Source organism: Acinetobacter sp. ANC 7912 (genome assembly GCF_039862785.1).
In the GTDB taxonomy this organism is placed as follows: Bacteria; Pseudomonadota; Gammaproteobacteria; order Pseudomonadales; family Moraxellaceae; genus Acinetobacter; species Acinetobacter thermotolerans.
The window spans coordinates 1356027-1378354 of sequence record NZ_CP156795.1 but is presented as its reverse complement, the minus strand read 5'-3'; the positions used below and the strand labels follow the sequence as shown (position 1 = coordinate 1378354).

Annotated in this window: 26 protein-coding genes and 1 pseudogene; 13 read left to right on the top strand and 14 right to left on the bottom strand. The window is 42.7% G+C overall.

Features of this window, described 5'->3' with window-relative positions; translation table 11 throughout:
• Positions 1 to 108: 108 nt before the first annotated feature.
• Positions 109 to 1836: a glutamine--tRNA ligase/YqeY domain fusion protein gene (locus ABEF84_RS06785; protein ID WP_347456314.1), complete on the bottom strand. Its 1728-nt coding sequence runs from the start codon at positions 1834 to 1836 to the stop codon at positions 109 to 111.
• A gap of 477 nt (positions 1837 to 2313) precedes the next feature.
• Between ABEF84_RS06785 and ABEF84_RS06780 the strand changes: the two genes are divergently transcribed.
• From ABEF84_RS06780 to ABEF84_RS06770, 3 genes are all read left to right on the top strand, one after another.
• Positions 2314 to 2823: a peptidylprolyl isomerase gene (locus ABEF84_RS06780; RefSeq protein ID WP_347456313.1), complete on the top strand. Its 510-nt coding sequence runs from the start codon at positions 2314 to 2316 to the stop codon at positions 2821 to 2823.
• Positions 2824 to 2939: 116 nt separating this feature from the next.
• Positions 2940 to 3656, top strand: coding sequence for a UDP-2,3-diacylglucosamine diphosphatase (locus ABEF84_RS06775; RefSeq protein WP_347456521.1), 717 nt, complete (start codon positions 2940 to 2942; stop codon positions 3654 to 3656).
• A gap of 248 nt (positions 3657 to 3904) precedes the next feature.
• Positions 3905 to 5320, top strand: a complete 1416-nt coding sequence (locus ABEF84_RS06770) for an LLM class flavin-dependent oxidoreductase (RefSeq protein ID WP_347460668.1) — start codon at positions 3905 to 3907, stop codon at positions 5318 to 5320.
• Between the two features lie 83 nt (positions 5321 to 5403).
• Here the strand turns inward: ABEF84_RS06770 and hpaI are convergent, their stop codons facing one another.
• Entirely contained in the window at positions 5404 to 6198 is a 795-nt protein-coding gene (hpaI, locus tag ABEF84_RS06765; protein WP_347456848.1) for a 4-hydroxy-2-oxoheptanedioate aldolase, read from the bottom strand.
• Between the two features lie 246 nt (positions 6199 to 6444).
• Between hpaI and nfsB the strand changes: the two genes are divergently transcribed.
• Together nfsB and ABEF84_RS06755 are read left to right on the top strand one after the other, a co-directional pair.
• Positions 6445 to 7098 (top strand): oxygen-insensitive NAD(P)H nitroreductase, encoded by a 654-nt coding sequence (gene nfsB / locus ABEF84_RS06760; protein WP_347453977.1) that lies wholly within the window; start codon positions 6445 to 6447, stop codon positions 7096 to 7098.
• Positions 7099 to 7207: 109 nt separating this feature from the next.
• Positions 7208 to 7435, top strand: coding sequence for a hypothetical protein (locus ABEF84_RS06755; RefSeq protein ID WP_347456522.1), 228 nt, complete (start codon positions 7208 to 7210; stop codon positions 7433 to 7435).
• Here the strand turns inward: ABEF84_RS06755 and ABEF84_RS06750 are convergent.
• From ABEF84_RS06750 to ABEF84_RS06740, 3 genes are all read right to left on the bottom strand, one after another.
• Positions 7398 to 8252: an EamA family transporter gene (locus ABEF84_RS06750; RefSeq protein ID WP_347453975.1), complete on the bottom strand. Its 855-nt coding sequence runs from the start codon at positions 8250 to 8252 to the stop codon at positions 7398 to 7400. The two genes, ABEF84_RS06755 and ABEF84_RS06750, sit on opposite strands and share 38 nt — an antisense overlap.
• A 91-nt stretch (positions 8253 to 8343) precedes the next feature.
• Complete coding sequence (fba, locus tag ABEF84_RS06745) at positions 8344 to 9378, bottom strand: class II fructose-bisphosphate aldolase (RefSeq protein ID WP_034589185.1); 1035 nt, start codon at positions 9376 to 9378, stop codon at positions 8344 to 8346.
• A gap of 308 nt (positions 9379 to 9686) precedes the next feature.
• Positions 9687 to 10874: a phosphoglycerate kinase gene (locus tag ABEF84_RS06740; protein ID WP_347453974.1), complete on the bottom strand. Its 1188-nt coding sequence runs from the start codon at positions 10872 to 10874 to the stop codon at positions 9687 to 9689.
• Between the two features lie 142 nt (positions 10875 to 11016).
• Here ABEF84_RS06740 and ABEF84_RS06735 point away from each other — a divergent pair, with 142 nt between their 5' ends.
• Both ABEF84_RS06735 and ABEF84_RS06730 read left to right on the top strand, forming a co-directional pair.
• A complete protein-coding gene (locus ABEF84_RS06735; RefSeq protein ID WP_347453973.1) occupies positions 11017 to 11400 on the top strand; it encodes a DUF2237 domain-containing protein in 384 nt (127 codons plus the stop codon).
• Positions 11400 to 11993, top strand: coding sequence for a Maf family protein (locus ABEF84_RS06730; protein ID WP_347453972.1), 594 nt, complete (start codon positions 11400 to 11402; stop codon positions 11991 to 11993). The genes ABEF84_RS06735 and ABEF84_RS06730 overlap by 1 nt, the downstream gene beginning before the upstream one ends.
• 68 nt (positions 11994 to 12061) lie before the next feature.
• On the opposite strand, the gene ABEF84_RS06725 is transcribed toward ABEF84_RS06730, so the two are convergent.
• Both ABEF84_RS06725 and ABEF84_RS06720 read right to left on the bottom strand, forming a co-directional pair.
• Entirely contained in the window at positions 12062 to 12937 is an 876-nt protein-coding gene (locus ABEF84_RS06725; protein ID WP_000102417.1) for an IS982-like element ISAba825 family transposase, read from the bottom strand.
• Positions 12938 to 13028: 91 nt separating this feature from the next.
• Complete coding sequence (locus ABEF84_RS06720; RefSeq protein WP_347453971.1) at positions 13029 to 13466, bottom strand: hypothetical protein; 438 nt, start codon at positions 13464 to 13466, stop codon at positions 13029 to 13031.
• A gap of 65 nt (positions 13467 to 13531) precedes the next feature.
• On the opposite strand from ABEF84_RS06720, the gene tnpA reads away from it, so the two are divergent.
• The 3 genes and pseudogenes from tnpA to ABEF84_RS06705 all read left to right on the top strand — a co-directional run.
• On the top strand, positions 13532 to 13915 hold the full coding sequence (tnpA, locus tag ABEF84_RS06715; RefSeq protein WP_004762545.1) for an IS66-like element accessory protein TnpA: 384 nt from the start codon (positions 13532 to 13534) through the stop codon (positions 13913 to 13915).
• A complete protein-coding gene (tnpB, locus tag ABEF84_RS06710; protein WP_347456825.1) occupies positions 13912 to 14247 on the top strand; it encodes an IS66 family insertion sequence element accessory protein TnpB in 336 nt (111 codons plus the stop codon). The genes tnpA and tnpB overlap by 4 nt, the downstream gene beginning before the upstream one ends.
• Before the next feature lie 74 nt (positions 14248 to 14321).
• Positions 14322 to 14606: pseudogene (locus tag ABEF84_RS06705) on the top strand (IS66 family transposase); the annotation flags it as partial.
• Between the two features lie 52 nt (positions 14607 to 14658).
• Here the strand turns inward: ABEF84_RS06705 and ABEF84_RS06700 are convergent.
• Positions 14659 to 15591, bottom strand: coding sequence for an IS5-like element ISAba12 family transposase (locus ABEF84_RS06700; RefSeq protein ID WP_063454701.1), 933 nt, complete (start codon positions 15589 to 15591; stop codon positions 14659 to 14661).
• A 175-nt stretch (positions 15592 to 15766) separates the two neighbouring features.
• Between ABEF84_RS06700 and ABEF84_RS06695 the strand changes: the two genes are divergently transcribed.
• Positions 15767 to 16936: a cupin domain-containing protein gene (locus ABEF84_RS06695; protein WP_347456824.1), complete on the top strand. Its 1170-nt coding sequence runs from the start codon at positions 15767 to 15769 to the stop codon at positions 16934 to 16936.
• An 80-nt stretch (positions 16937 to 17016) separates the two neighbouring features.
• Here ABEF84_RS06695 and ABEF84_RS06690 read toward each other — a convergent pair whose 3' ends face one another.
• The 3 genes from ABEF84_RS06690 to ABEF84_RS06680 all read right to left on the bottom strand — a co-directional run bounded on the left by ABEF84_RS06690 (position 17017) and on the right by ABEF84_RS06680 (position 19090).
• Positions 17017 to 17796: a glutathione S-transferase N-terminal domain-containing protein gene (locus tag ABEF84_RS06690; RefSeq protein ID WP_347473810.1), complete on the bottom strand. Its 780-nt coding sequence runs from the start codon at positions 17794 to 17796 to the stop codon at positions 17017 to 17019.
• Between the two features lie 106 nt (positions 17797 to 17902).
• Positions 17903 to 18412, bottom strand: coding sequence for a ribonuclease E activity regulator RraA (gene rraA, locus ABEF84_RS06685; RefSeq protein WP_347456303.1), 510 nt, complete (start codon positions 18410 to 18412; stop codon positions 17903 to 17905).
• Between the two features lie 12 nt (positions 18413 to 18424).
• A complete protein-coding gene (locus tag ABEF84_RS06680; protein WP_347453967.1) occupies positions 18425 to 19090 on the bottom strand; it encodes a nucleoside-diphosphate sugar epimerase in 666 nt (221 codons plus the stop codon).
• Positions 19091 to 19303: 213 nt separating this feature from the next.
• Between ABEF84_RS06680 and rpsT the strand changes: the two genes are divergently transcribed.
• Complete coding sequence (rpsT, locus tag ABEF84_RS06675) at positions 19304 to 19573, top strand: 30S ribosomal protein S20 (protein ID WP_004786139.1); 270 nt, start codon at positions 19304 to 19306, stop codon at positions 19571 to 19573.
• A 192-nt stretch (positions 19574 to 19765) separates the two neighbouring features.
• Here rpsT and ABEF84_RS06670 read toward each other — a convergent pair whose 3' ends face one another.
• Positions 19766 to 19888 carry a hypothetical protein gene (locus ABEF84_RS06670; RefSeq protein WP_347453965.1) on the bottom strand — a complete coding sequence of 41 codons (123 nt, stop codon included), beginning with the start codon at positions 19886 to 19888 and terminating at the stop codon, positions 19766 to 19768.
• Positions 19889 to 20164: 276 nt separating this feature from the next.
• On the opposite strand from ABEF84_RS06670, the gene ABEF84_RS06665 reads away from it, so the two are divergent.
• Positions 20165 to 20605: a hypothetical protein gene (locus tag ABEF84_RS06665; RefSeq protein ID WP_347456822.1), complete on the top strand. Its 441-nt coding sequence runs from the start codon at positions 20165 to 20167 to the stop codon at positions 20603 to 20605.
• Positions 20606 to 20659: 54 nt separating this feature from the next.
• On the opposite strand, the gene ABEF84_RS06660 is transcribed toward ABEF84_RS06665, so the two are convergent.
• Positions 20660 to 21409 (bottom strand): phosphoglycerate mutase family protein, encoded by a 750-nt coding sequence (locus ABEF84_RS06660; protein ID WP_347456821.1) that lies wholly within the window; start codon positions 21407 to 21409, stop codon positions 20660 to 20662.
• A 60-nt stretch (positions 21410 to 21469) separates the two neighbouring features.
• Positions 21470 to 22321: a 3'(2'),5'-bisphosphate nucleotidase CysQ gene (locus ABEF84_RS06655; protein WP_347456820.1), complete on the bottom strand. Its 852-nt coding sequence runs from the start codon at positions 22319 to 22321 to the stop codon at positions 21470 to 21472.
• Positions 22322 to 22328 lie beyond the last annotated feature (7 nt).

Sequence of the window (22328 nt, the reverse complement as noted above, 5' to 3'; positions counted from 1 at the left end):
CCCAACCGAAGTTGGGCCATCTCAAGTTATGAAGATCATATGTACGGAAGCCTAAAAGGAAAGATATTCCTTGTTTAATCTCCGCAACCTGGATCAATCATTCACCATTTATTTGCCTGGTTTAAAGCTGTCTTTCAAATCCAAGATACGGTTGAAGACTGGTTTTTCAGGGCTGTGATCATAACGATCTGCCACGAAATAGCCTTCACGTTCAAACTGGAAGCGATCTTCAGGTTTAGCTTCAGCTAAAGCGGGTTCAATCACTGCTTGAACGACTTTCAATGAATCCGGATTCAGGTTCTCAAGGAAATCTTCACCTTCTTCTGGATCCGCTTTGGTGAACAGACGGTCATAGATACGCACTTCTGCTGGTACACCCTTAGCTGCAGATACCCAGTGAATCACACCTTTGACCTTACGGCCTTCAGGGTTCTTACCTAAAGTCTCTGGGTCGATTGAACATTTCAGCTCAACGACTTCGCCATTTTCATCTTTAATCACTTCGTCACATTTCACCACGTAAGCATGACGCAGACGTACTTCACCGCCTGGGATCAGACGTTTAAAGCCTTTCGGTGGCTCTTCTTCAAAGTCTTTACGGTCAATGTAGATTTCAGAAGTTAATGGAATCACACGCTCGCCCATATCTACGTTTGGATGGCGTGCATGTTTCAGATCCATGTCTGCAGGCAAGTTAGTCAGTGTCACTTTTAATGGATTCAGCACTGCCATACCACGTGCTGCAGTATTTTCTAAAGACTGACGAATGCAGTATTCGAGCATTGCCACATCAACGATACTGCCATCCACCTTAGACACACCGACACGTTTACAGAAGTCACGAAGACCTTCAGGCGTAAAACCGCGACGGCGCATACCGACAACGGTTGGCATACGTGGGTCATCCCAGCCATTGACATAACCGCCTTCAACCAGCTTACGTAGCTTACGTTTAGAGGTAATGGTGTAGTCTACATTCAGACGGCTAGATTCGTACTGACGTGGAACTGCAGGTGATTTTACCTTCTCAACAACCCAGTCGTAGAATGGACGGTGATCCTGGAATTCCAACGTACACAGCGAGTGAGTCACGCCTTCAATGGCATCCGATAATGGGTGCGCATAGTCGTACATTGGGTAGATTTTCCATTTATCACCAGTCTGATGGTGCTCAGAATGCAGGATGCGATATAGGATTGGGTCACGCATATGCACGTTTGGAGAAGCCATGTCGATTTTGGCACGAAGTACGGCCTGTCCTTCGGCATACTCACCATTTCGCATTTTTTCAAAACGTTCCAGGTTTTCTTCCACAGTCGCGTCCCGTTGTGGTGAGTTTTTACCTGGTTCTACAAAGTTACCGCGATTGATACGGATTTCTTCAGGAGTCTGCAAATCGACATAAGCATCGCCTTGCTTGATCAGCTGGATCGCCCATTGATAAAGTTGGTCGAAATAGCTAGACGCATAGCGAGGTTCACCATTCCACTGGAAACCTAACCATTTCACATCATTGGCAATACCATCCACATATTCTTGTTCTTCTGCATCTGGGTTGGTATCGTCAAAACGCAGGTTGCATAGGCCATTAAATTCTTCAGCAATACCAAAGTTCAGGCAAATCGCTTTTACGTGACCGATGTGCAGGTAACCATTTGGCTCAGGTGGGAAACGTGTCACCACTTGCTGGGTACGGCCTGCAGCTAGGTCATCAGTGATTACCTGACGCACAAAGTCTAAGCCCGGCTGTTGTTCCTGCTGCTGCGCTGAATCGACTGCATTGTTATTTTGGGTCGGGTTCTCTGGCAGAGATGTAACAACATCATTTGGCTTCATGATTAATCATTCACTTCTAAAGTTAAAAATTAAGGGTTTTATGTCATATTGCGGGGAGACTTCGCACACGCCACAAAGCATAAACTAAAGTCCCTTAGTTTAACTTTAGGTGATCAATCTCTCAACTGCTAACTGTGGCATTTGTTCCCTATTCAATCATTTTCAAAATACCGTACATCGTTCTTGTTTCAATACCCATAAAATGAAAAAGATAGTAGAGTCATAAAAGTCAGCATGACCGTATATCGCTGTTTAAGAAAAGAAACATTTTCTAGTATTAAAATATGGCATTGTTAAAACATGCAAAGCACAAAATTTTCCCAATTTACCTGTGAGCACAACGCATAAATAAAATACGATTTTCAGGATTTTACCGAAGAAAAGTATATTTTTACTTGCCTTGTCGATTACAGTTTGCTTATGCTTCTCTCATTCAAAAAAACCATGACATTTATGTCATGATCAGGAGATTACACAATGAGTTTTCCTCAAGTCGAATTAAACACCAATAAAGGTCGTATTGTTCTTGAATTAAACGCTGAAGAAGCACCTAAAACAGTGGCAAACTTCTTGCAATATGTACGTGACGGTTTTTATGACGGCGTAATTTTCCACCGCGTTATTGACGGTTTCATGATCCAGGGCGGCGGCTTTGACGAAAACTTTAAAGAAAAAGCAACTCGCGACGCGATTGAAAACGAAGCTGACAACGGCCTGAGCAATGACGTAGGTACAATTGCAATGGCACGTACTCAAGCACCTCACTCTGCTTCTGCCCAGTTCTTCATTAACGTGAAAAACAACTCTTTCCTGAACCATACAGGCAAAACTGCGCAAGGTTGGGGTTATGCAGTATTTGGCAAAGTGGTTGAAGGTATGGACGTTGTAAACGAAATCAAAGGCGTTCGTACTGGCAATCGTGGCTACCACGCTGACGTTCCGCTAGAGAACGTTGTGATTGAATCTGCAAAAATCATTTCTGAATAATTTTTAATCCTCCCTAACCCTCCTTTTTCAAAGGAGGGAACATCCATAAAAAAATGGGATTCTCCTCCCTTTATCAAAAGGAGGCTGGGAGGGATTAAATACAAAGGAAAAGATTTGTGATCCATCTGTTTATCGCTGATTTACATTTGTCACCTGATCACCCTCGACTTGTTCGGGGGTTTTTAGATTTACTGGATGCCTATCAAGATAAGCTAACTCAACTCTACATTCTCGGTGACTGGTTCAATGCCTGGATTGGTGATGATTATACAGCTCCCTGGCTGGATGAAATTGTTGAACATTTAAAGCAGTTCACTCAAGCTGGAAATCAGGTTTATTTTCTGGTGGGTAACCGTGATTTTGCCTTGGGTCCAGATTTTCTGAAACAGTTTTCGGGGAAATTACTTCCGGATGTTCAGATCCTCAATATTGCAGGCAAAAAAATCCGGATTGAACATGGTGACGCACTCTGTACCGATGATGTCAGCTATCAACGTTTCCGTAAAATTATCCGTCATCCTTGGCTCGTTAGCTTCTTAAGAAAAATGCCGCTCTCCTTCCGCGCCCGACTGGCGCAAGGCTTCCGCAAGAAGAGCCATGAAGCACAGCAGTTCAAAAGCTATGAAGTCATGGATGTAAACCAGGATGCCGTTAAAGCTGCACTCAAAGATGTTGACCTGCTGATTCATGGACATACTCATCGTGCCAACATTCATGATGTGGATGGCAAGAAGCGGATTGTACTAGGTGACTGGAAAGAAGATACAGCACAGATTCTGGAGTTGGCTAATGATCCTGAACAGGAAATTAGGCTGAAAATTTGGTGTTATTAAACAGGTTAAGATAAATATCCTGAATTAAGTAATACTTTATAAACTTAGGCTATTTTTAATATTTACCCTTAAAAAACCTGAACTCATCACTTTCAAAGAATCAGCTCTCCTCTATATCCATCAATTTTTATAAGTCCATCATTAATTTTTCTATATATCTAATCTTATAAAGTTCGAGATTTTTATTATTTATCATTTCTAACTTTGTCCCCTACGATGTTTGAAACACGTAACACTCCTAGAACATCATGACCAATCAAATCCGATTCAATGCCTTTGAAATGAACTGTATCGCCCACCAGTCACCGGGCTTATGGCGTCACCCACTGGATCGCTCCACAGAATATAAAGATCTGGAATACTGGACGGATCTGGCGAAGATTCTGGAAAAAGGAAAATTTGACGGTATTTTTATTGCCGATGTATTGGGCATTTATGATGTTTATCATGGTTCAGCTGAGCATGCCTTGACCGGTGCAGTACAGGTTCCAGTCAATGATCCACTACAAATCGTGCCTGCCATGGCTGCTGTAACCAAACATCTGGGCTTTGGCGTCACTACTTCCATTTCTTTTGAACATCCCTATCCATTTGCTCGTCGCATGAGTACGCTAGATCACCTGACCAAAGGTCGTGCTGGCTGGAACATCGTGACTTCCTATCTGGAGAGCGGTTCAAAAAACCTCGGCCTCAAAACCCAGGTCAGCCATGACAATCGCTATGACATCGCCGATGAATATCTGGAAGTGCTGTATAAACTTTGGGAAGGTTCCTGGGAAGATAACGCGGTGTTACGTGATAAAGAGCGCGGCATCTTTGCAGATCACACCAAAGTCCATCCAATCAATCACGAAGGCCAATACTTTACTGTACCGGGGATTCATATTTGTGAGCCATCGCCACAACGTACCCCTGTGTTATATCAGGCTGGTGCATCAAAGCGTGGTCAGAAGTTTGCCAGCCAGAATGCGGAATGTGTCTTTATTTCAGCCCCGACCCAAATTGCTGTGAAAAAACTGGCAGAAGGTGTACGTCATAATCTGGTTCAGGAAGGTAAAGATCCAAACTCGGTTCTAATCTACACCATGCTAGCCATTGTTGTGGATGAAACTGATGAAAAAGCGCAGGCGAAGTTCCGTGAATACCAGCAATATGGCAGCTATGATGGTGGACTAACCCTGGCTTCGGGCTGGTCAGGTGTGGACTTCTCTCAATTCAAACCAACCGACAAAGTGGAATACATCCAGACCAATGCGATTCAATCGATGCTGGAATCTTATGTCCAGGCCGATCCAAACAAGATCTGGACCATTGAAGAAGTAGCGAAATGGACCAGCGTTGGCGGCAATGGACCAGTGATCGTTGGTTCACCAAGCACAGTAGCAGATAAGCTGCAGGAATGGATTGAAGTCACCGGTATCAATGGCTTTAACTTGGCTTATATCCTGGCACATAAGAGCTTTGAAGATATCGTGGAATACGTGATTCCAGAACTGCAACGTCGTGGTGTTTACCAGACTGAATACCGTGAAGGTACACTGCGTGAAAAATTGTTTGGCCAAGGTCCACGTCTTCCAGATACTCACCGAGCAGCGCAATACCGTTATAAAGCGAGTCAAGCTGAATCTGTACAAACAGCTGAGCTGGTTGCTGAAGTGGTTTAATTCACTTATTGGTGAAAATCAGGCAAAGAAAAAGGCAACTGTACAATTAGTTGCCCTTTTCATTTCAGGGAATACCAAGCAGATTAATAGCCACCTTCAGATTTCACGACTTCAGTACCCTGTTTATATTTAGATAACAGCTCACGTAAAGAATTCATCAAGACACTGGTATCTACGCCCACTGCCACAAACTCAGTACCCAAATCCAGATATTTCTGGGTCACTTCATGCTGGGTCGACAGAATGCCAGCCGCCTTGCCTGCTGCACGAATGCGCTGGATCGCATCGACAACTGCTTTTTGCACTTCAGGATGGTTTGGATTACCTTCGTAGCCCATAGTTGCAGACAGATCTACTGCACCAATAAATACACCATCAATGCCGTCAATTTTTAGAATTCCATCCAGATTTTCCAGACCTTTCACCGATTCGATCTGGATCAGCAGACAGATATCTTCATGTGCTTTCTGATAATAATTCGGAATACTGTTCCAGCGAGTGGCACGCGCTAATGCAGCGCCTACACCACGAATACCTTCTGGCGGATAACGAACTGCTTTGACCATCAACTCTGCCTGCTCCACAGTTTCCACCATCGGGATCAGCAGGCTTTGTGCACCAATATCAAGTAGCTGTTTAATCAGCTGCACGCTACCAATCGGTGGACGGACCACCGCCTGAGATGGATAAGCCGCAATGCTCTGTAATTGCGACAGTGTGGTCCTCAAGTCACTGGGAGCATGCTCACCATCAATCAGCAACCAGTCATAGCCCGCATTGGCAGCAATTTCTGTACCGTAAGCATCTGCCAGACCGACCCACAACCCGATCTGCTGTTCGGTCTTCAGTTTTCTTTTGAAGTAATTGGTGTATTGCATACGCCCACTCGCTTGCATGTCTTTGCTTATACAGACTATTAAACGCCTCTTGGCAAAAAGTGCCAATAGTGAAAAGCTCTTTTTTGATTAGCAAAAGGTCTAAGTTCATGCGTTATAAATTCTAAGCATCTGCAAAATGACCACTTTGCCTGATGCCAATTTATTGTAATAATCAACTTCGAAGTCAGCAGCATGCTGCTACCTCGATCTCAACCCAAGATAAATATTGAAGCATGGAGTCCAGTTATGGATGTACTTAAGGTATCTGAATCTCGTTACACAACAAAAGCTTATGATCCATCCAAGAAAATTCCGCAGGAACAGTTTGATCGTTTGACCGAGATTCTTCGCTTGGCTCCATCTTCAATCAATATTCAGCCTTGGCACTTTTTTATTGCTGATACAGATGAAGCCAAACAGCGTATTGCCAAAGCTTTAGTCGGTAAATATGCCTACAATGCACCAAAAGTATTGGATTCTTCACATACCATCGTGTTTTGCACCAAAGCGGACATTAACAAACAGCATCTGGAAAACCTGCTTGAACGTGATGATGTGTTAGGCCGCTTTAAAGATGAAGCAGCCAAAGAAGCACAGCGCAATACCCGTACTGGCTATATTGAATATTACCGCAATGAAAAAGGTGATATTCAGCGCTGGGCAGAAAACCAGACCTTTATTGCCCTTGGTCATGTGTTATTAGCTGCAGGTGTTGAAGGTATCGATGCCACCCCGATTGGTGGTTTTAATGAAGAAATCCTGGCTCAAGAACTGAAGTTAGATGAACAGGGTCTAATTCCATCTGTGATCGCAACATTTGGTTATCGCAGTGAAAGTGATTTCAATGCCAAATTGCCAAAATCTCGTCTGAAAGCCGAAGACATTTTTACAAAATTATAAGATTTTGTGATATAAAAGGGGCGCAAAGCCCCTTTCCTTGTCATTGTGGGCCTATTTTTTGCTTATTTAAAAAACAATCATAAATTCAGAATAAAAAATAGAGGTTTCCATGTCGGTTCTTCCATCCAGACCAATGAAATTTGAATGTAAACACTGCGACAAAATCTATTTACATCAATATAAGTATGAACAGCACAGTTATCCACATTGCCCACACTGCCGACAGGCCGGCTTATTGCTGGGTATGGCAGAAAAGGAGGACCTGATTCGTTTACCCCTGAATTATGCCAGTACTTACGTCAAGCAGACATGGCATAGGCTAAGCAAATCACACTAGAAATTCCCAAGACCAATCCAATACTGCTTGCAGGTTTTAAGCGCTCTTTAAACAAGATCAGGCCTGCAAGCACGCCGAACATTACCACCAGAATATTCATTCCCGCAAAGACAATCGCTGGCGTGTCTTTAAGCAGCATATGTGCTTTTACATAAAAGGCAATATTGGCAAAGTTCAGTCCACCTAGGACCAGTCCTGCACCTACATGTTTTAAATCCCCCAGATGCTTATATTGAACTGCTAGATAAGCCATCGACAGTACAAAGGCACAGATAAACATCATGTTTAAAGTGAGCGCAAACTGTAATCCTAAACTTGTGGTGTATTTTAAAAGTACATCGATGAGTGCATAACCGACCCAGACCAAGCCCAGATACATCATGCCACGCTTGCCTGTACTCGTATCACCGCGATGAGAAAACAGGATACACAATACGGCGCTAATCCCGAGTCCAATCCCTAACAGTTTTAACTGGTTAAACTGTTCCTGAAAAATGAAGTAGGCTGCAGTCAAAGAAAGTACCACTGATAAACGTTGCGCGATTTCAGTTTTTAAAATTCCCGCAGTTTGTAGAGCACGGGCCAGCAACAGAAATACGCTGGGCAACAAAATACCCAAAGCACCAATCAGTAGCCACGGCGTATTTGAGACCGACATATGGGTAAAATCTGGTTTAAACCAGAAAAAGCATAAGATACTGGCCGTCGCATAATTCCAGCCAATCAGGTGAATCGGATTTAGTCCTCTGCTCTTCCCGACTTTTAATAAGATCGAGACCAGTACGCTGCACAATGCAGCAGCAATAATCAGTTCCATTGTCTGCTCATCATTATTTTAAGTGCTTTATTTTATGACAAAAAAGCCCACAAAATCTTGTGGGCTTTTCAGTTGATTTTCAGGCTAGCAATTAGTAGCGAGAAACCATTTTTTCCAATGAGATTGGACGGATTTTGTCAGCATTACCCGCTGTACCGAATGCTTCGTAACGATCCACACAGATCTGTTTCATTGCATCAATTGTTGCAGTGAAGAATTTACGTGGGTCGAATTCGCTTGGTTTTTCAACCAGGAAGCGACGGATAGCACCAGTAGAAGCCAGACGCAAGTCAGTATCGATGTTGATTTTACGAACACCGTGTTTGATTGCTTCAACCAACTGATCAACAGGAACACCGTAAGTCTCACCGATGTTACCACCATGTTCATTGATCACTTTCAGCCATTCTTGTGGCACAGAGCTTGAACCGTGCATTACCAGGTGAGTATTTGGCAGCGCTTCGTGAATTTCCTTGATGCGGTCGATCGCAAGAATGTCACCTGTAGGTGGACGAGTGAACTTGTACGCACCGTGTGAAGTACCTACTGCAATTGCCAGCGCATCCACATTGGTATCCGCAACGAATTGACGCGCTTCTTCAACAGAAGTCAGCAGTTGAGAATGGTCAAGAACACCTTCAGCGCCTACGCCATCTTCTTCACCTGCCATACCAGTTTCAAGACTACCCAGGCAACCGATTTCACCTTCAACAGAAACGCCACAAGCATGCGCCATTTCTACAACACGACGAGTTACGTCAACATTGTATTCGTATGAAGTCGGTGTTTTACCATCTTCACCCAGTGAACCATCCATCATCACTGATGAGAAGCCTAACTGGATTGAACGTTGACATACTGCAGGGCTAGTTCCGTGGTCTTGGTGCATTACCACTGGAATATGTGGCCATTCTTCGATTGCAGCCAAAATCAGGTGACGCAGGAACGGAGCACCTGCGTACTTACGCGCACCCGCAGATGCCTGTACGATAACAGGTGAATTAGTTTGGTCTGCCGCCATCATGATGGCACGCATTTGTTCTAAGTTGTTTACGTTGAATGCTGGTACGCCGTAACCATGTTCGCCGGCGTGATCCAAGAGCTGGCGCAATGAAATAAGAGCCATAATATCCTCCCAGGTAATGCGACATATTCTACATGCGAACCGTATTCAATTCAGCAAGAAAACACATAAATTGATAAAAAATCCCTGCTTTTGCAGGGACTTTGGGGCTTGACTTTGCTACTTATTCAACAACAGCGTCTAAACATGCAACATCTGGACTTTCTATAGTTAATTCCCCCACTAAGTCATTAGCAATCACTGTCGGTTCAATAGTACTTTTTCATCCAGAAATGTGTGTGCTGGTAATAAAAAAGCCGGTATCAAACCGGCTTTTTTTTGCTAGAAGCATTTACTTCAAGACAATACGATTAAGCACGCTCTAGAAGTACAGCAACTGCAGGAAGCGTTTTACCTTCAACGAATTCAAGGAATGCACCACCACCAGTTGAGATATAGCCAATTTTGTCAGCTACATTGTATTTGTCGATTGCAGCCAAAGTATCACCACCACCTGCAATAGAGAAACCTTCAGATTCAGCAATTGCTAAAGACAGTGCTTTAGTACCTTCACCGAACTGATCTACTTCGAATACGCCAACTGGACCATTCCACAGGATAGTTTTAGACGTTTTTAGGATTTCCGCAAATGCTTTAGCTGTTTCTGGGCCCACATCAAGGATCATGTCGTTGTCAGCAACATCTTCAACTTTTTTCACAGTAGCTTTAGCCGCAGCCAATGAACCCAGGAAGTCGTCAAAGTTGATTTCAGAAGCATCAGCCACTACCACGTCAGTTGGAAGAGGAACAGATACTTTCGCAGCGATTGCTTTTGCTGTGTCGATCAGGTCGTTTTCACACAGTGATTTACCCACATTGTAGCCAGCAGCTGCAAGGAAGGTATTTGCAATACCACCACCCACGATTAACTGGTCGCAGATGTCAGACAGTGAAGTTAGTACGTCAAGTTTAGTTGAAACCTTAGAACCTGCAACGATCGCAACCATTGGTTTTTCAGGAGTTTTTAATGCACGACCGAGTGCATCCAGCTCTGCTGCCAACAAAGGACCTGCTGCCGCAACTTTAGCCTGACGAGCAACACCTTCAGTAGAAGCTTCTGCACGGTGCGCAGTACCGAATGCATCCATTACGAACACGTCACAAAGCGCTGCATATTTTGCTGCCAGTTCTGGGTTGTTTTTCTTTTCCCCAACATTAAAACGGCAGTTTTCAAGCAAAACCACTTGGCCAGGCTGAACTTCAACACCATCTAAGTAGTCAGTGAACAGTTTGACTTCCTGACCTAATGCTTCAGTCAGATAAGCTGCTACAGGTGCAAGAGACTGTTCAGGCTTAGGCTCACCTTCAACCGGACGACCAAGGTGTGAATACACCATTACAGCAGCACCTTTTTCTAATGCAGCTTTAATTGTTGGAAGTGCCGCGCGTAAACGCGCATCGCTGGTGATCACGCCATTTTTTACTGGTACGTTTAAATCTTCACGAATAAGAACACGTTTACCCGCCAGGTCAAGGTCAGTCATGCGTTGAAAGTTCATGTAGAGCTCTCTTTTATTGATATTAAAAACGAGGGGGATTTTAAATGATTATGCAGAAAAAGGTTAGCATCTTTTGCAGAAAAGCTAACGATTGCCAAAGTTTTGTTATGATAGGAAAAAGCATCTACCAGATACAGTACCTATGTCGATACATCCAGATCCAGAGTTAAACCGTTTAAATGTTCTTGGCGAGCCATTGGCAAGCTGCTGTTTTGATCCCATCACCGGCTATTTCCGCAATGGCTTCTGCCATACTGCACCGAGTGACATTGGTCAGCATACTGTTTGTGCGCAGATGACCTCAGAATTTCTCAACTATTCACAAAAAGTAGGTAATGATCTGATCACGCCATTACCCGAAGTTGACTTTCCAGGACTACAGCCGGGAGATTTCTGGTGTATCTGCGTGACCCGCTGGGTAGAAGCTTATGAGGCAGGATTTGCCCCACCGATTAAGCTTCAAGCCTGCCATAAGGCTGTTCTGGCTTATGTCCCTCTCCATGTTTTAGAAGAATACGCTGTCTAATGAATACCGCAAAAATCATCCTGGCTTCATCCAGCCAGACCCGTAAAGAACTGATGGATCGTTTACGTCTTGATTACGTATCGATCGTCCCGGACATTGATGAATCACCGAAAGGTGAAAATCATGCAGATGATTTAGCTAAGCGCCTAGCGTTTGAAAAAGCCCGCTATATCGCTGAACAGCATCCTGATGCGATTGTGATTGGTTCCGATCAAGTCGCATGGCGAGAAGGCGCACCTGATATTTTTATAGGTAAACCTTTAACCTCTGAAAAAGCCATTCGCCAGCTACAGGCCAATTCAGACAAGATTGTATATTTCAGTACAGCGTTGAGCGTACAGCAGAAATCTACCGGTTTTGAAAGAACACTGGTAGAACACTACAAAGTTAAATTCCGCAAGCTGTCTCAGGCAGAAATTGAGCGTTATGTGAAGTTAGAACAACCATTGCATTGTGCTGGTAGCTTTAAATGTGAAAGTTTAGGCATTAGCCTTTTTGAAAAAATGATTGGGCAAGACCAGACGACATTAATGGGAATGCCGATGATCAAGCTCTGTAGTATTTTGCGTGAACTGGATATTCTGGTTCCTTAAATCAGTATTTATAACAGTGCAGCCACTGGGCTGCATTGTTATTTATTATCTTAACGCCAATCTCAACTTTAAATAAGCTTTTCAAATTGAATCGGTGAATAACCACATTTTTTATTCATAACGACGCAGACCGTATGTGACAAAATCTTTCTGATAAAACGATGCGATAAGTGCCATAAATCTCTTGCCCTTACTTTTTGAATATTAAAGCGATCAGTTAATTGACCAATGACCGTTTCAATTTTCCTTCGTGCTCTCATAAGCAACCTCATTGATTCTTGAGATCTAGAGTCCGGCATATTCTTTCTTAAAGGAGTTTGTAGATCAACATACTGAAATTTATAGTATTCTTTCAAGCTGGGTCTTAAGTAACCTTTATCTGCACCTAGTAACCCATGAATATTTTCTGTGATTTCTGGTGCAACATCACGCTCATCTACATTTGCTGGAGCGAAAGTATAGCCAGTAATCATACCCTCCAAATTAATTACAAGATGCCCTTTAAAACCATAGTATTTCTCTTGTTGTGCAGCACAATAACTAAAACCTGCATGTTCTTTGAAATTCTTGTGTCTTTTTGCTCGACTATAACGACAAACAGGTATAGGAAATCCATCAATAAAATGAATATGATCCTGACCATAATGTGCAGTTAATTGGGCTGTGATTTTTTGATGAACTTGCCATAAGTTTGCACAATGCTTACAAAAGTTAGGATATGAACCTAAATGAGGGAACCAACTTAAGTAATTGTTTTTAAAAAACATCCATATGCTTTTATCCGTATCCATTTTGAGACACTCACCAACAATTTGCATTGTGATAATTTCAATATCGGTTAAAGCAGGTGGAAAACCACGTTTTCTTAATGGTTCAGAGACTATAGTTGGGTAAATTTCCTCTATGATTAAATAGACAATGATGATAAATTCTTCAGTGGACATAACTGTAATTTTATTTTCATAGACGGATTTAAAATGAGGTTATGTCCTTTTTATTTCAATGACTTAAAAAGTTGAGATTGGCGTTATCTTATTAACCAATTATCTGTTGCTGATCCGAGAAAAGCTGTTGTAAATAGTGATCCGCCTGATTATCCAATGTCAATGGATCTGTCGCTTGAGCAACTTCCTCCGTATTTGCTTCAATAACAATTGGATCATTCTCATTTTCTAACACAATCGTATTTTCGACATCATGAGAATCAGAAAGCATATCTGCTAAGGAAATAATATCTGATTTCATATAATCTATATCCAGCAAATTACTTTCTTGTCCTGAGAATACCGATAAGAAATCTATCTGATTGTTTGAATTTATTATTTCATCCGCGGCATCTAGAACTTGATAAAGTTGTGTCTCCTGATTTGACTCTGAAACTATAAAACCAATCAACTCCTCAGCATAAATAATGTCTTTTTTCTCCTCGAAAGAATTAATCTCATCAGTTTGGTAAGCGTCCGCTGAACACACCTTATGAATTCATCCTATAAGCCTTAATTTAGTCCCCACTTAAAAACAAGTGGGGACTAAAATTTATGACTACAAATCACCAGACATCCATCGCATCTCTTGCGAAAAAACGAAGAACATACAGTGCTGAATTTAAACAGCAGATCGTTCAGGCTTGTAAAGCACCGGATGTTTCAATTGCTTCGGTCGCTTTGCAACATGGATTGAATACAAATCTTGTATCCAAATGGATTCGCTTAATTGATGGTAAGCCAGGGAATGATCGCTCACCACTACCGAATAAACCTGCATTTATTGCCTTATCTTGCTCTGCACCATTAGATCCTACTCCTACTGACATGTTAACGGTTCAAATTACTTTACCCCACTCAAAAGCAGAAATTGGCTTGAAATGGCAAGTATCAGAAATATCTGCTTTAGCAGAATTACTCAAGGCACTTGCAACATGATCCGCATTGATGAAATCTGGCTCTCCACCCAACCTCTGGATATGCGAGCAGGGATGGATACTATCATGGCTCAGGTGGTGAGAGCCTTTGGCTACATTAAACCGCATTGTGCTTACCTGTTCTATAATAAACGTGGCCATCGCATGAAAGTGCTGGTACATGATGGACTGGGCATCTGGCTGTGTGCCCGGCGGCTGGAACAGGGAAAATTCCACTGGGCGCAGGTTCACCAGGGTGAAAGCATGGCGATCAGTCCGGAACAGTTACAGGCACTGATCCAGGGTTTACCTTGGCAGCGCATTGGACGACAGCAGGTGGTGACGATGCTCTAAACTAGGTTGGTCCATTCTGCTATTCTCCAAACGTTCTATTTCATTCTTCTCATGACCTCAGGCATACTGCGGTCATGAATACGCTGCCTGACTTAAGCCAACTGACCCATGAACAACTGCTGGAATTCACCCGGCAGTTGGCAATGCAGCATCAGTCTCTGGCACAATCAAATCAAGAATTAGAAAAATCAAACCAACAATTAGATACCAAAGTTCAGCATCTTGAAGTCACCAATCAGCAATTAGATGCTCAAGTTCAACATCTTTCCATTCTCAATCAAAAATACGAGCATGAACTGGCGCTGTTTAAACAGCACAAATTCGGCAGTAAAAACGAACATCTCACCGCAAAACAAATCGGCTTTGTTGCACAAAGATTTGAAATGCAAAGCGCACCTAATTGAGCTAAATTTAAGGCGTAACTTGGGTAAGTGGTCGACCTAATTCCGTAAATCTGTTAAGGACTGCTACACGTGCATGGATCTCATTCACTTGGCTATCAAAACTCCTTGCACTGAGTTTATCTCCTAATAATTTGATGCAATGCATCTTAGTTTCAACCAAACTTCGCCGATGATAGCCTGACCATTTTTTCCATAGTGTCCTGCCTAAACGTTTAATTGTTCGAAGTAATTCATTTCGCTCTAGCGAGCTACTCTTTGTATCTTTCCATGGTTTCGCATTTTTTCTAGGTGGAATCACCGCATGCGCTTGCCGATCTGCAATGACCTGACGGCATTGCTTGGTGTCATAAGCTCCATCGGTATAAACAGAGTTAATCTGCTCATCTTGTGGAATCTGATTAAGTAAATCACCAAGCACCTGTGAATCACTGACATTATTGGTTGTAAGCTGAACTGCTCGTATTTGTAGGGTTTTAGCATCTATACCAATATGAAGTTTACGCCATTGGCGACGATATTCAGGTCCATGTTTCTTGCGTTTCCATTCGCCCTCACCTAGAAACTTCATGCCTGTAGAGTCCATGAGTAGATGCAGCCCATCGCTACTTTTTTGGTAGCTGATTACAATATCAATATGCTTTTGTCTTCTACAAAGCGTGGTGTAATCTGGAGCTATCCAATTTAATCCGCAAAGTTTAATCAGACTTTGCACAAAGCCAGTAACCATACGTAAAGACAGACGGAATAAGGATTTAATCATTAAGCAGCACTGGATGGCTGCGTCGGAGTAGGTTTGATTTCGCCCTTGTTTGCCTTTTGATGGCGCATACCATTGCGTAGCAGGATCAAACCAAATGGCAATATTTCCGCGACTCATGAGTGCTCGGTTATATGCGGGCCAATTGGTTGTGCGGTAGATTTTGTGTGTAGGCTTCTTCATTTGAAAATTATATCGCTGAAAAAGCCTTTACAGATAGGTTTGTGCAACAAAGCCTTAAAGAAACAAAGCCTGTTTATATTAAAAGTTAGATCAATAAAATTGATTACTCAGAATCTCTCTTGCACCATTACATAACTCAAGGGACAATAAGCAAAATTTATCTGTAGTTAATCCCATGTCCCAACCTTTAGATGTATTAGGCGGAATTACCGCTGAACAGTTCCTTGCTGAATACTGGCAGAAAAAACCTCTCCTTGTGCGTAATGCTATGCCTGAAATCGCAGGTCTGCTGGAACCTGATGATGTGATAGAACTAGCCCTTGAAGAAAATGTCACAGCTCGCCTGATCAAACAGAAAGATCGTGATCCAAACCAGTGGTCAGTGAAGTCTTCACCTTTACTGAAAGCAGATTTCCAGAAGATGCCAAAATTGTGGACCCTACTGGTACAGGCAGTTGACCACTATTCTTTTGACCTATCTGAACTCTGGAAAAAATTCCCATTTATTCCTCAATGGCGTCGTGATGACATCATGGCCTCCTATGCACCTAAAGGCGGTTCAGTCGGCAAGCATTTCGACTATTATGATGTATTTCTGGTACAAGGTTATGGTCATCGTCGCTGGCAGTTAGGCCAGATGTGTGATGTAGAAACTGAATTTTTACCTGGTCAGCCATTAAAACTACTTCCCGAAATGGATGTGAATTTTGATGAAGTGCTGGCTCCGGGTGACCTACTCTATGTACCACCAGGTCTGTCCCATTACGGCGTTGCTGAAGATGACTGCCTGACTTTCTCTTTCGGTTTTCGCATGCCAAACGTCAGCGATATGATGGATCGTGTTGGTGATAAATTCGCTGAAAATGAAGCCCTGCGTAACCCCCTCACTGACATCATTCGTGATCAGATTTCAGCACCGGGACAAGTGACTACCCATGAACTGGAATACCTGAAAGACAAAGTCATGGAGCAGCTGCTCAACTCGAATGTGCTGGAAGATGCCATCATGACCTTGATGTCTGAGCCCAAATATCCAGAAAATATTCCGGAAGCTGAAGAAATTGGCACGGGTGATCTGGAAGAAGCGTTGGATCAGGGCTATAGCATCATGCTGGAACCCGCTTCTCGCCTGCTCTATACAGAAGAAGATGGCGAAGTGCTGTTCTGGGGCAATGGTGAAGGCTTATGTATTTCCGATACCTTTGCTGAAAAGCTGAAATTGATTGCCAATGGTGAAACCGTTGCACTGGATCTGGACTTTGCTGATGAGGACATGCTGGAAGATCTGGCTGACCTGTTGAATGAATCGATTCTGATGCTGGTTCCACCTGCTGAAGAAGAATAAGCTGCATAAAAAGAGGATCTTGATGATCCTCTTTTTATTTGTGATTAAAGTATTTTTATAGCACCAACAATTTATCTTCACTAAGCACTATACTGATGCTGTAAATAGTTCACAATCTCTTTAGATTCAAACATTTTCACCCCAGTATTTGGGTCAACCAAATAAGGGACCTGAATGTTATCTCCCATCACTTTTAACACTTGTTCACGTTTGCCACCCGGTAATGGTTCATATTTACCGGGTTTTAAGCGCAGTTTTGCTGGACCATAATCCTGCCAGCGCTCTTTGGCGACATTATGAAAAATAAACGGTAGTTCCAACTCACTCAAAACAGCGCGTACCACTCGGGTAAAAGGACTCGCTTCAAAGCCCCATAATTCCAATAACTTTTCAGGTGCTGGACGATTAATAATCTGTTTATCCACCCAAACACCACGAGCGCCATTCACAATTGTTCCAGCAAGAGCCACTGTCGGAATTTTAGGATAATGAGTATATTTACTTGGTGTCTTGCCATTTTTGCCATAATGCTTAAACAGATGATGAATAATCTCCTGTGATTCATACATCTGGTCACCGGTATTTTCATCGACTAAAAATGGAAAACGCGTTTTACTCCCTAGCTGTTTGACGATCGGACGGTATTTGGTGCCACCTTTCGGACATGGGTAAACCTCATAATCCAGATTCAGTAAAGTTAATACCTCACGCACCCGACGACAAAATGGTGAACCTTCAAATTCATACAGTTTGATTGGCTTTTCAGGCTGATTCGGAAACGGCGTACCCACCATCCCTCTCCCACCTTGGGTAATTGATGATACCAATGCCTGTACAACCTTGATTTGATGTGGGAGCATACGATTTATCCTTTTTTGTTTTAGTGACCGTGAAAGTAGGCAGATTAAGTGACTTTCACGGTATTGCTGATTTTTTCTTATTCTGTCAGTTTAAACAGCTTGCTGCTTAATCGACTAATTTTTCTTTAGACAGCACAATGCCGTTATTGTCAGCATAGACATATTCACCCGGCGTAAATCTCACACCACCAAAGTAAAGCGGTACATCGACTTCGCCAATACCTTTACGGTTGCTCTTTTGAGGAATAGAAGCCAAGGCATGTACACCAAGGTCCAGCTCAGCAATGGCATCTACATCACGTACACAGCCGTAGATAATCACGCCATTCCAGTGGTTCTTCACTGCTGATTCAGCGATCAGGTCACCCATCAGTGCACAACGCATAGACGCGCCACCATCGACGACTAATACCTTATCTGTACCATCCGTCGCCAATAATTCTTTAACACGTGAATTATCTTCAAAGCACTTTACCGTGACAATCTGGCCGCCAAAGCTTTTACGTGCGCCATAGCTTCTAAAGAATTTGCCATCCAGGCATGGGGTGACCACCTGCAAGTCTTTATCCGGATTGTCATCAAGCAGGTCACAAGTTACAAATGGTACGCTGGACACGATTTTTTACCCTCATTTCATTTTTTGTATGGCTAAATTATCATAAATTTCAAATTTCACAGTCTGATTCAGGGCTGCATATACCATAGTATGAGCCACCTGCTCGGCTGTCACTGGCTTGTATTTAAAAGAATCCGGTACCAAATGCGAAAATTTGCTATAAAGCTTTTGTGCAGTATCTTCCAGCAAACGTTTCTGTCCGCGCTCACCGAGCAATAAAGACGGACGGATAAGGCTGATCCGCTCTAGACTCAAGGTCTGAATATAATCTTCCAGTTCACCCTTAACCCGGTTATAGAAAAAATGGGATTTGGCATTCGCTCCCATCGCACTGATCAACAAATAATGCGCCTCGGTTTCCTGAACCAGTTCGGCGAAATGGGCATTAATCGTGTAATCCACATTATAAAAAGCATCTTTTGAGCCAGCCTGCTTTAAAGTCGTGCCCAAACAGCTAAAGGCATGAGTATGACTACTCACGTCCTCCTCATTTAGCATCAGAAAGTCTTCAAAGACCAGCTGTGTGACTTTGGGCCACTGTTCAAATTCTGGCTGATATTTACGTACCACCACACTAATACGCTGGGTACTCGGCTCATTCACCAACTGCCTGACCAGACTCTTGCCGACCAGGCCTGTAGCCCCGATGACGATAGGATATGTTATGGTTTTAGTCATTTTTTGTACGATCTCCCTGCTCGAATACTAATCTAACGTTTTCTTTAGAATTTTTCTGCAACTAAAATGTTGTCAAAGCATGTCAAGACTTGACTTAAGCCCTCAGTTTCCTCAAAATATGGCACTTGTTTACGGGCTGGTGATAGTTCTTCTGATGTGGTTTTCAGTTGAGTTTCAGCCCGCCCAGACCAATCTATTTCAAGGAGTGCACGAGTGGCAAACTCTGCTCAAGCTAAAAAACGTGCTCGTCAAAACGTTAAAGCACGCAAACACAACGCAAGCTTGCGTTCTATGGTTCGTACATATCTTAAACGTACAGTAGCTGCTATTGCTGCTGGCGACTATGCTGTTGCTACTGAAGCTTACAAAAAAGCTGTTCCAGTAATCGACCGCATGGCTGACAAAGGTATCATCCATAAAAATAAAGCAGCTCGTCATAAGAGCCGTTTAAATGCGCAAGTTAAAGCATTAGCTTCTAACTAATCGCTAAACAAAAAAAGCCCCTTTGGGGCTTTTTTTGTGCCTAAAATTTAAAATTTCTGTATTGAAAATATATTTTAAAGTGCAGATGGAAATTCCTTCAATATTCAAACTACATGAAAATCCTACCCATCTTCTATTCTCTCAAAAGACTTAATCAACAAAAATTGCACTTATTCAGTTAGACCCTAAGCATTATTCATCTTTATCCATAGAATGCGGGGTTGTGGTTTGATCCTGCTCTGCATTATCAGTATCACGTTGACACGCCGTTAAGCCAACCAGAAGCACCAAACTTAAAATTGTGATTATTTTCATAGTCATTCCTATACTTGTAATATTGATTTATCTATCAGCATAGTGATTTTTCATGCTTACTCTATTTCACTTTCATAAGAGAAATGTAAAAAAGCCTGCCTGGATAATTATATGACTTACGGATTATCAGTTCTGGCCTCTGCAAATTAGGAAAACTCCCTATTCATTACCACTCTCAAAAATTCATAAAAGCTAATTAAATCCCATAAAATTTTTATGGTATTCTAAAAATCAGAAGCATAATATCTCTAGAATCACTTTATTTGGGGAACAAATATGATTACTAAATTCCTGCCAACATTAGAAAAATTTCAGAATATAGAACAGCAGTACATCGAGTATTTTACAAGTAAGGGTGAAAAAGACGTTCTCGGTCGTGTGATTTCAAATATGAAAGGCACTGCAGAAATTCAGGCTTCCCAAGGTGTAGATTCATGGCTCAGTTATGGTGTGTACTTACCCGCAGTTGAGCGAATTTTTGCAGAACATACCGGTGAAAGTGAAGCTGAGTTTTATGCCCGCACCCAATATCCACAGCAAATCGTTGAAACCTATACGATTGCCGAACATCCAATCGCAACCTTAATTGCTGCGGGTAAATACAGCCGTATTCATCAACAGAATACACCTGTTAATACCTCTGTCTGGCCATTGAACGATGATGGCGACAGCATTGACCTAAACCAGTATCCAAATCGTATCAAAGCTAAAATTTAAGAAAATTAATAAATAGAATTAAAAAAGCTCAACCATCATGATTGAGCTTTAATGTTATTTATGAGTCTTGAATTCCGAATTCTGGAACTGAGAAATATCAAGTTCATGCACCTTGCCCCGCCAGATCCATTTCAGTTTGGATTCTTCAAACACATCACCTTCAAACCAGACAAACAGTCCTTCCATCATTTTCGGCCAGTCTTCTTTGCTGACTTCCTGATGACCTGACATTACCGCAATCATGGCAGCGAGAATGGTATCATGACTCACCGCAAGACTGAGTCCATACGGCGTTTTCGGATGGGTGTTATAGATTAGCTCCAGCACATCCACCACACCATGAATCGGGTGTTTCATCCCTGGCAAAGCATTATTCACAAAACTGTTAATAAAACCCAAAGCACCCTGTTTTTTGAAATAAGGGCCAGCTTTTTGGATATCCAGCACAAAACTTCCCGGTTCGACCAATAGACCTTGCTCAACGATTTCAATTTTATGCGTATGCGGTGCTTTATTGGTTTGATCCGCTCCTTCAATCATCAACGCCGCAGTATCCACACAACGCTGAATCGGGCTGGAAATACAATGCTGAATATTGCGATCGGTCTGATCCACCAAATACGCACCCCATTGCTGCGCCAGATCACGGCCCTGAGGCGTCAATTGCAAATCATAGCCAGCCAGACCCTGACCAGCAGTATCTTCACGCAGGGAATGACGCGTAAACAGGGTTACAGGCGTCTTGGTATCAGGCAATAAATCAATTGCACTGAGCATACTCGGTGGAAGCAGTTTTAATGACACAATCTTGCCAACTGATCTATCAACGGAATCTGCCTCACTATAACATGAACAGGCAACAGCTCAATCACCGTCTTGCATGTCTGCGAGGGCCTGAAATGCCAATTTCTGCATATCTTTGGTCTTATAGGCAATGAATCCGCCATTTAATAAGGTCTCACGCTGATTATAGCTAAATGGCCGGCCTTTAAAATCCACCAGTCCACCGCCAATCCGCTCAATCAGGCATTGCCCAGCACTGGTATCCCATTCACAGGTTGGATGGAAACGTGGATAAATATCTACACGATCTTCCAGCATCATGCAGAACTTGTAGGCACTGCCCGCCTTGATCTCATCAAAATCCGTCAATTTCGCCAGACTTTCCAGATAAGCAGCATATTTTGGTTTTTTCTGGCTGCTTTGGCTTAAACCGACCTGTACCGTTTCTGCCTGCACTGACTGTACATACTCATACCAGCCATCTTGCTGAATATCGTATTTAAATGGCATGCCTTGCTCAGGACAGAAATAAACAAGCTGTTGTGCCGGAATTGCCAAAATAGCAAAAGTAGTAAGATTGCCTCTGACCAGACTCAGGTTAATTGTAAATTCCGGACGTTGATGTAGAAATTCCTTGGTGCCATCTAATGGATCGAGCAGCCAAAATTCAGGCCAGTCATGCCGCCCCTTTTGTGAGCCTTCTTCAGATAATAGCGGTAGATCAGAAATTTCAGCTAGTGCTTGGGTCAAATAGGTATTGGCCCGATAGTCCGCCTGCGTGACCGGTGAATCATCCTTTTTCTTTTCAATGTCAAAAGCCGCACCGGAACAATATTGCTGATATTCTTCTCGCAAAATTTCGCAGGCTTGTGTCAAAATGGGCACAAACTGCAAAATCATCGGATCTTGTGGTGCTGTTGTTGCTTTAAACATAGAAAAC

Coding starts and splice junctions, on each gene's coding strand:
- ABEF84_RS06785 (WP_347456314.1), bottom strand. CDS start 1,836: ATGAAGCCAAATGATGTTGTTACATCTCTGCCAGAGAACCCGACCCAA.
- ABEF84_RS06780 (WP_347456313.1), top strand. CDS start 2,314: ATGAGTTTTCCTCAAGTCGAATTAAACACCAATAAAGGTCGTATTGTT.
- ABEF84_RS06770 (WP_347460668.1), top strand. CDS start 3,905: ATGACCAATCAAATCCGATTCAATGCCTTTGAAATGAACTGTATCGCC.
- hpaI (WP_347456848.1), bottom strand. CDS start 6,198: ATGCAATACACCAATTACTTCAAAAGAAAACTGAAGACCGAACAGCAG.
- nfsB (WP_347453977.1), top strand. CDS start 6,445: ATGGATGTACTTAAGGTATCTGAATCTCGTTACACAACAAAAGCTTAT.
- ABEF84_RS06755 (WP_347456522.1), top strand. CDS start 7,208: ATGTCGGTTCTTCCATCCAGACCAATGAAATTTGAATGTAAACACTGC.
- ABEF84_RS06750 (WP_347453975.1), bottom strand. CDS start 8,252: ATGGAACTGATTATTGCTGCTGCATTGTGCAGCGTACTGGTCTCGATC.
- fba (WP_034589185.1), bottom strand. CDS start 9,378: ATGGCTCTTATTTCATTGCGCCAGCTCTTGGATCACGCCGGCGAACAT.
- ABEF84_RS06740 (WP_347453974.1), bottom strand. CDS start 10,874: ATGAACTTTCAACGCATGACTGACCTTGACCTGGCGGGTAAACGTGTT.
- ABEF84_RS06735 (WP_347453973.1), top strand. CDS start 11,017: ATGTCGATACATCCAGATCCAGAGTTAAACCGTTTAAATGTTCTTGGC.
- ABEF84_RS06730 (WP_347453972.1), top strand. CDS start 11,400: ATGAATACCGCAAAAATCATCCTGGCTTCATCCAGCCAGACCCGTAAA.
- ABEF84_RS06725 (WP_000102417.1), bottom strand. CDS start 12,937: ATGTCCACTGAAGAATTTATCATCATTGTCTATTTAATCATAGAGGAA.
- tnpA (WP_004762545.1), top strand. CDS start 13,532: ATGACTACAAATCACCAGACATCCATCGCATCTCTTGCGAAAAAACGA.
- tnpB (WP_347456825.1), top strand. CDS start 13,912: ATGATCCGCATTGATGAAATCTGGCTCTCCACCCAACCTCTGGATATG.
- ABEF84_RS06700 (WP_063454701.1), bottom strand. CDS start 15,591: ATGAAGAAGCCTACACACAAAATCTACCGCACAACCAATTGGCCCGCA.
- ABEF84_RS06695 (WP_347456824.1), top strand. CDS start 15,767: ATGTCCCAACCTTTAGATGTATTAGGCGGAATTACCGCTGAACAGTTC.
- ABEF84_RS06690 (WP_347473810.1), bottom strand. CDS start 17,796: ATGCTCCCACATCAAATCAAGGTTGTACAGGCATTGGTATCATCAATT.
- ABEF84_RS06680 (WP_347453967.1), bottom strand. CDS start 19,090: ATGACTAAAACCATAACATATCCTATCGTCATCGGGGCTACAGGCCTG.
- ABEF84_RS06670 (WP_347453965.1), bottom strand. CDS start 19,888: ATGAAAATAATCACAATTTTAAGTTTGGTGCTTCTGGTTGGCTTAACG.
- ABEF84_RS06665 (WP_347456822.1), top strand. CDS start 20,165: ATGATTACTAAATTCCTGCCAACATTAGAAAAATTTCAGAATATAGAA.
- ABEF84_RS06655 (WP_347456820.1), bottom strand. CDS start 22,321: ATGTTTAAAGCAACAACAGCACCACAAGATCCGATGATTTTGCAGTTT.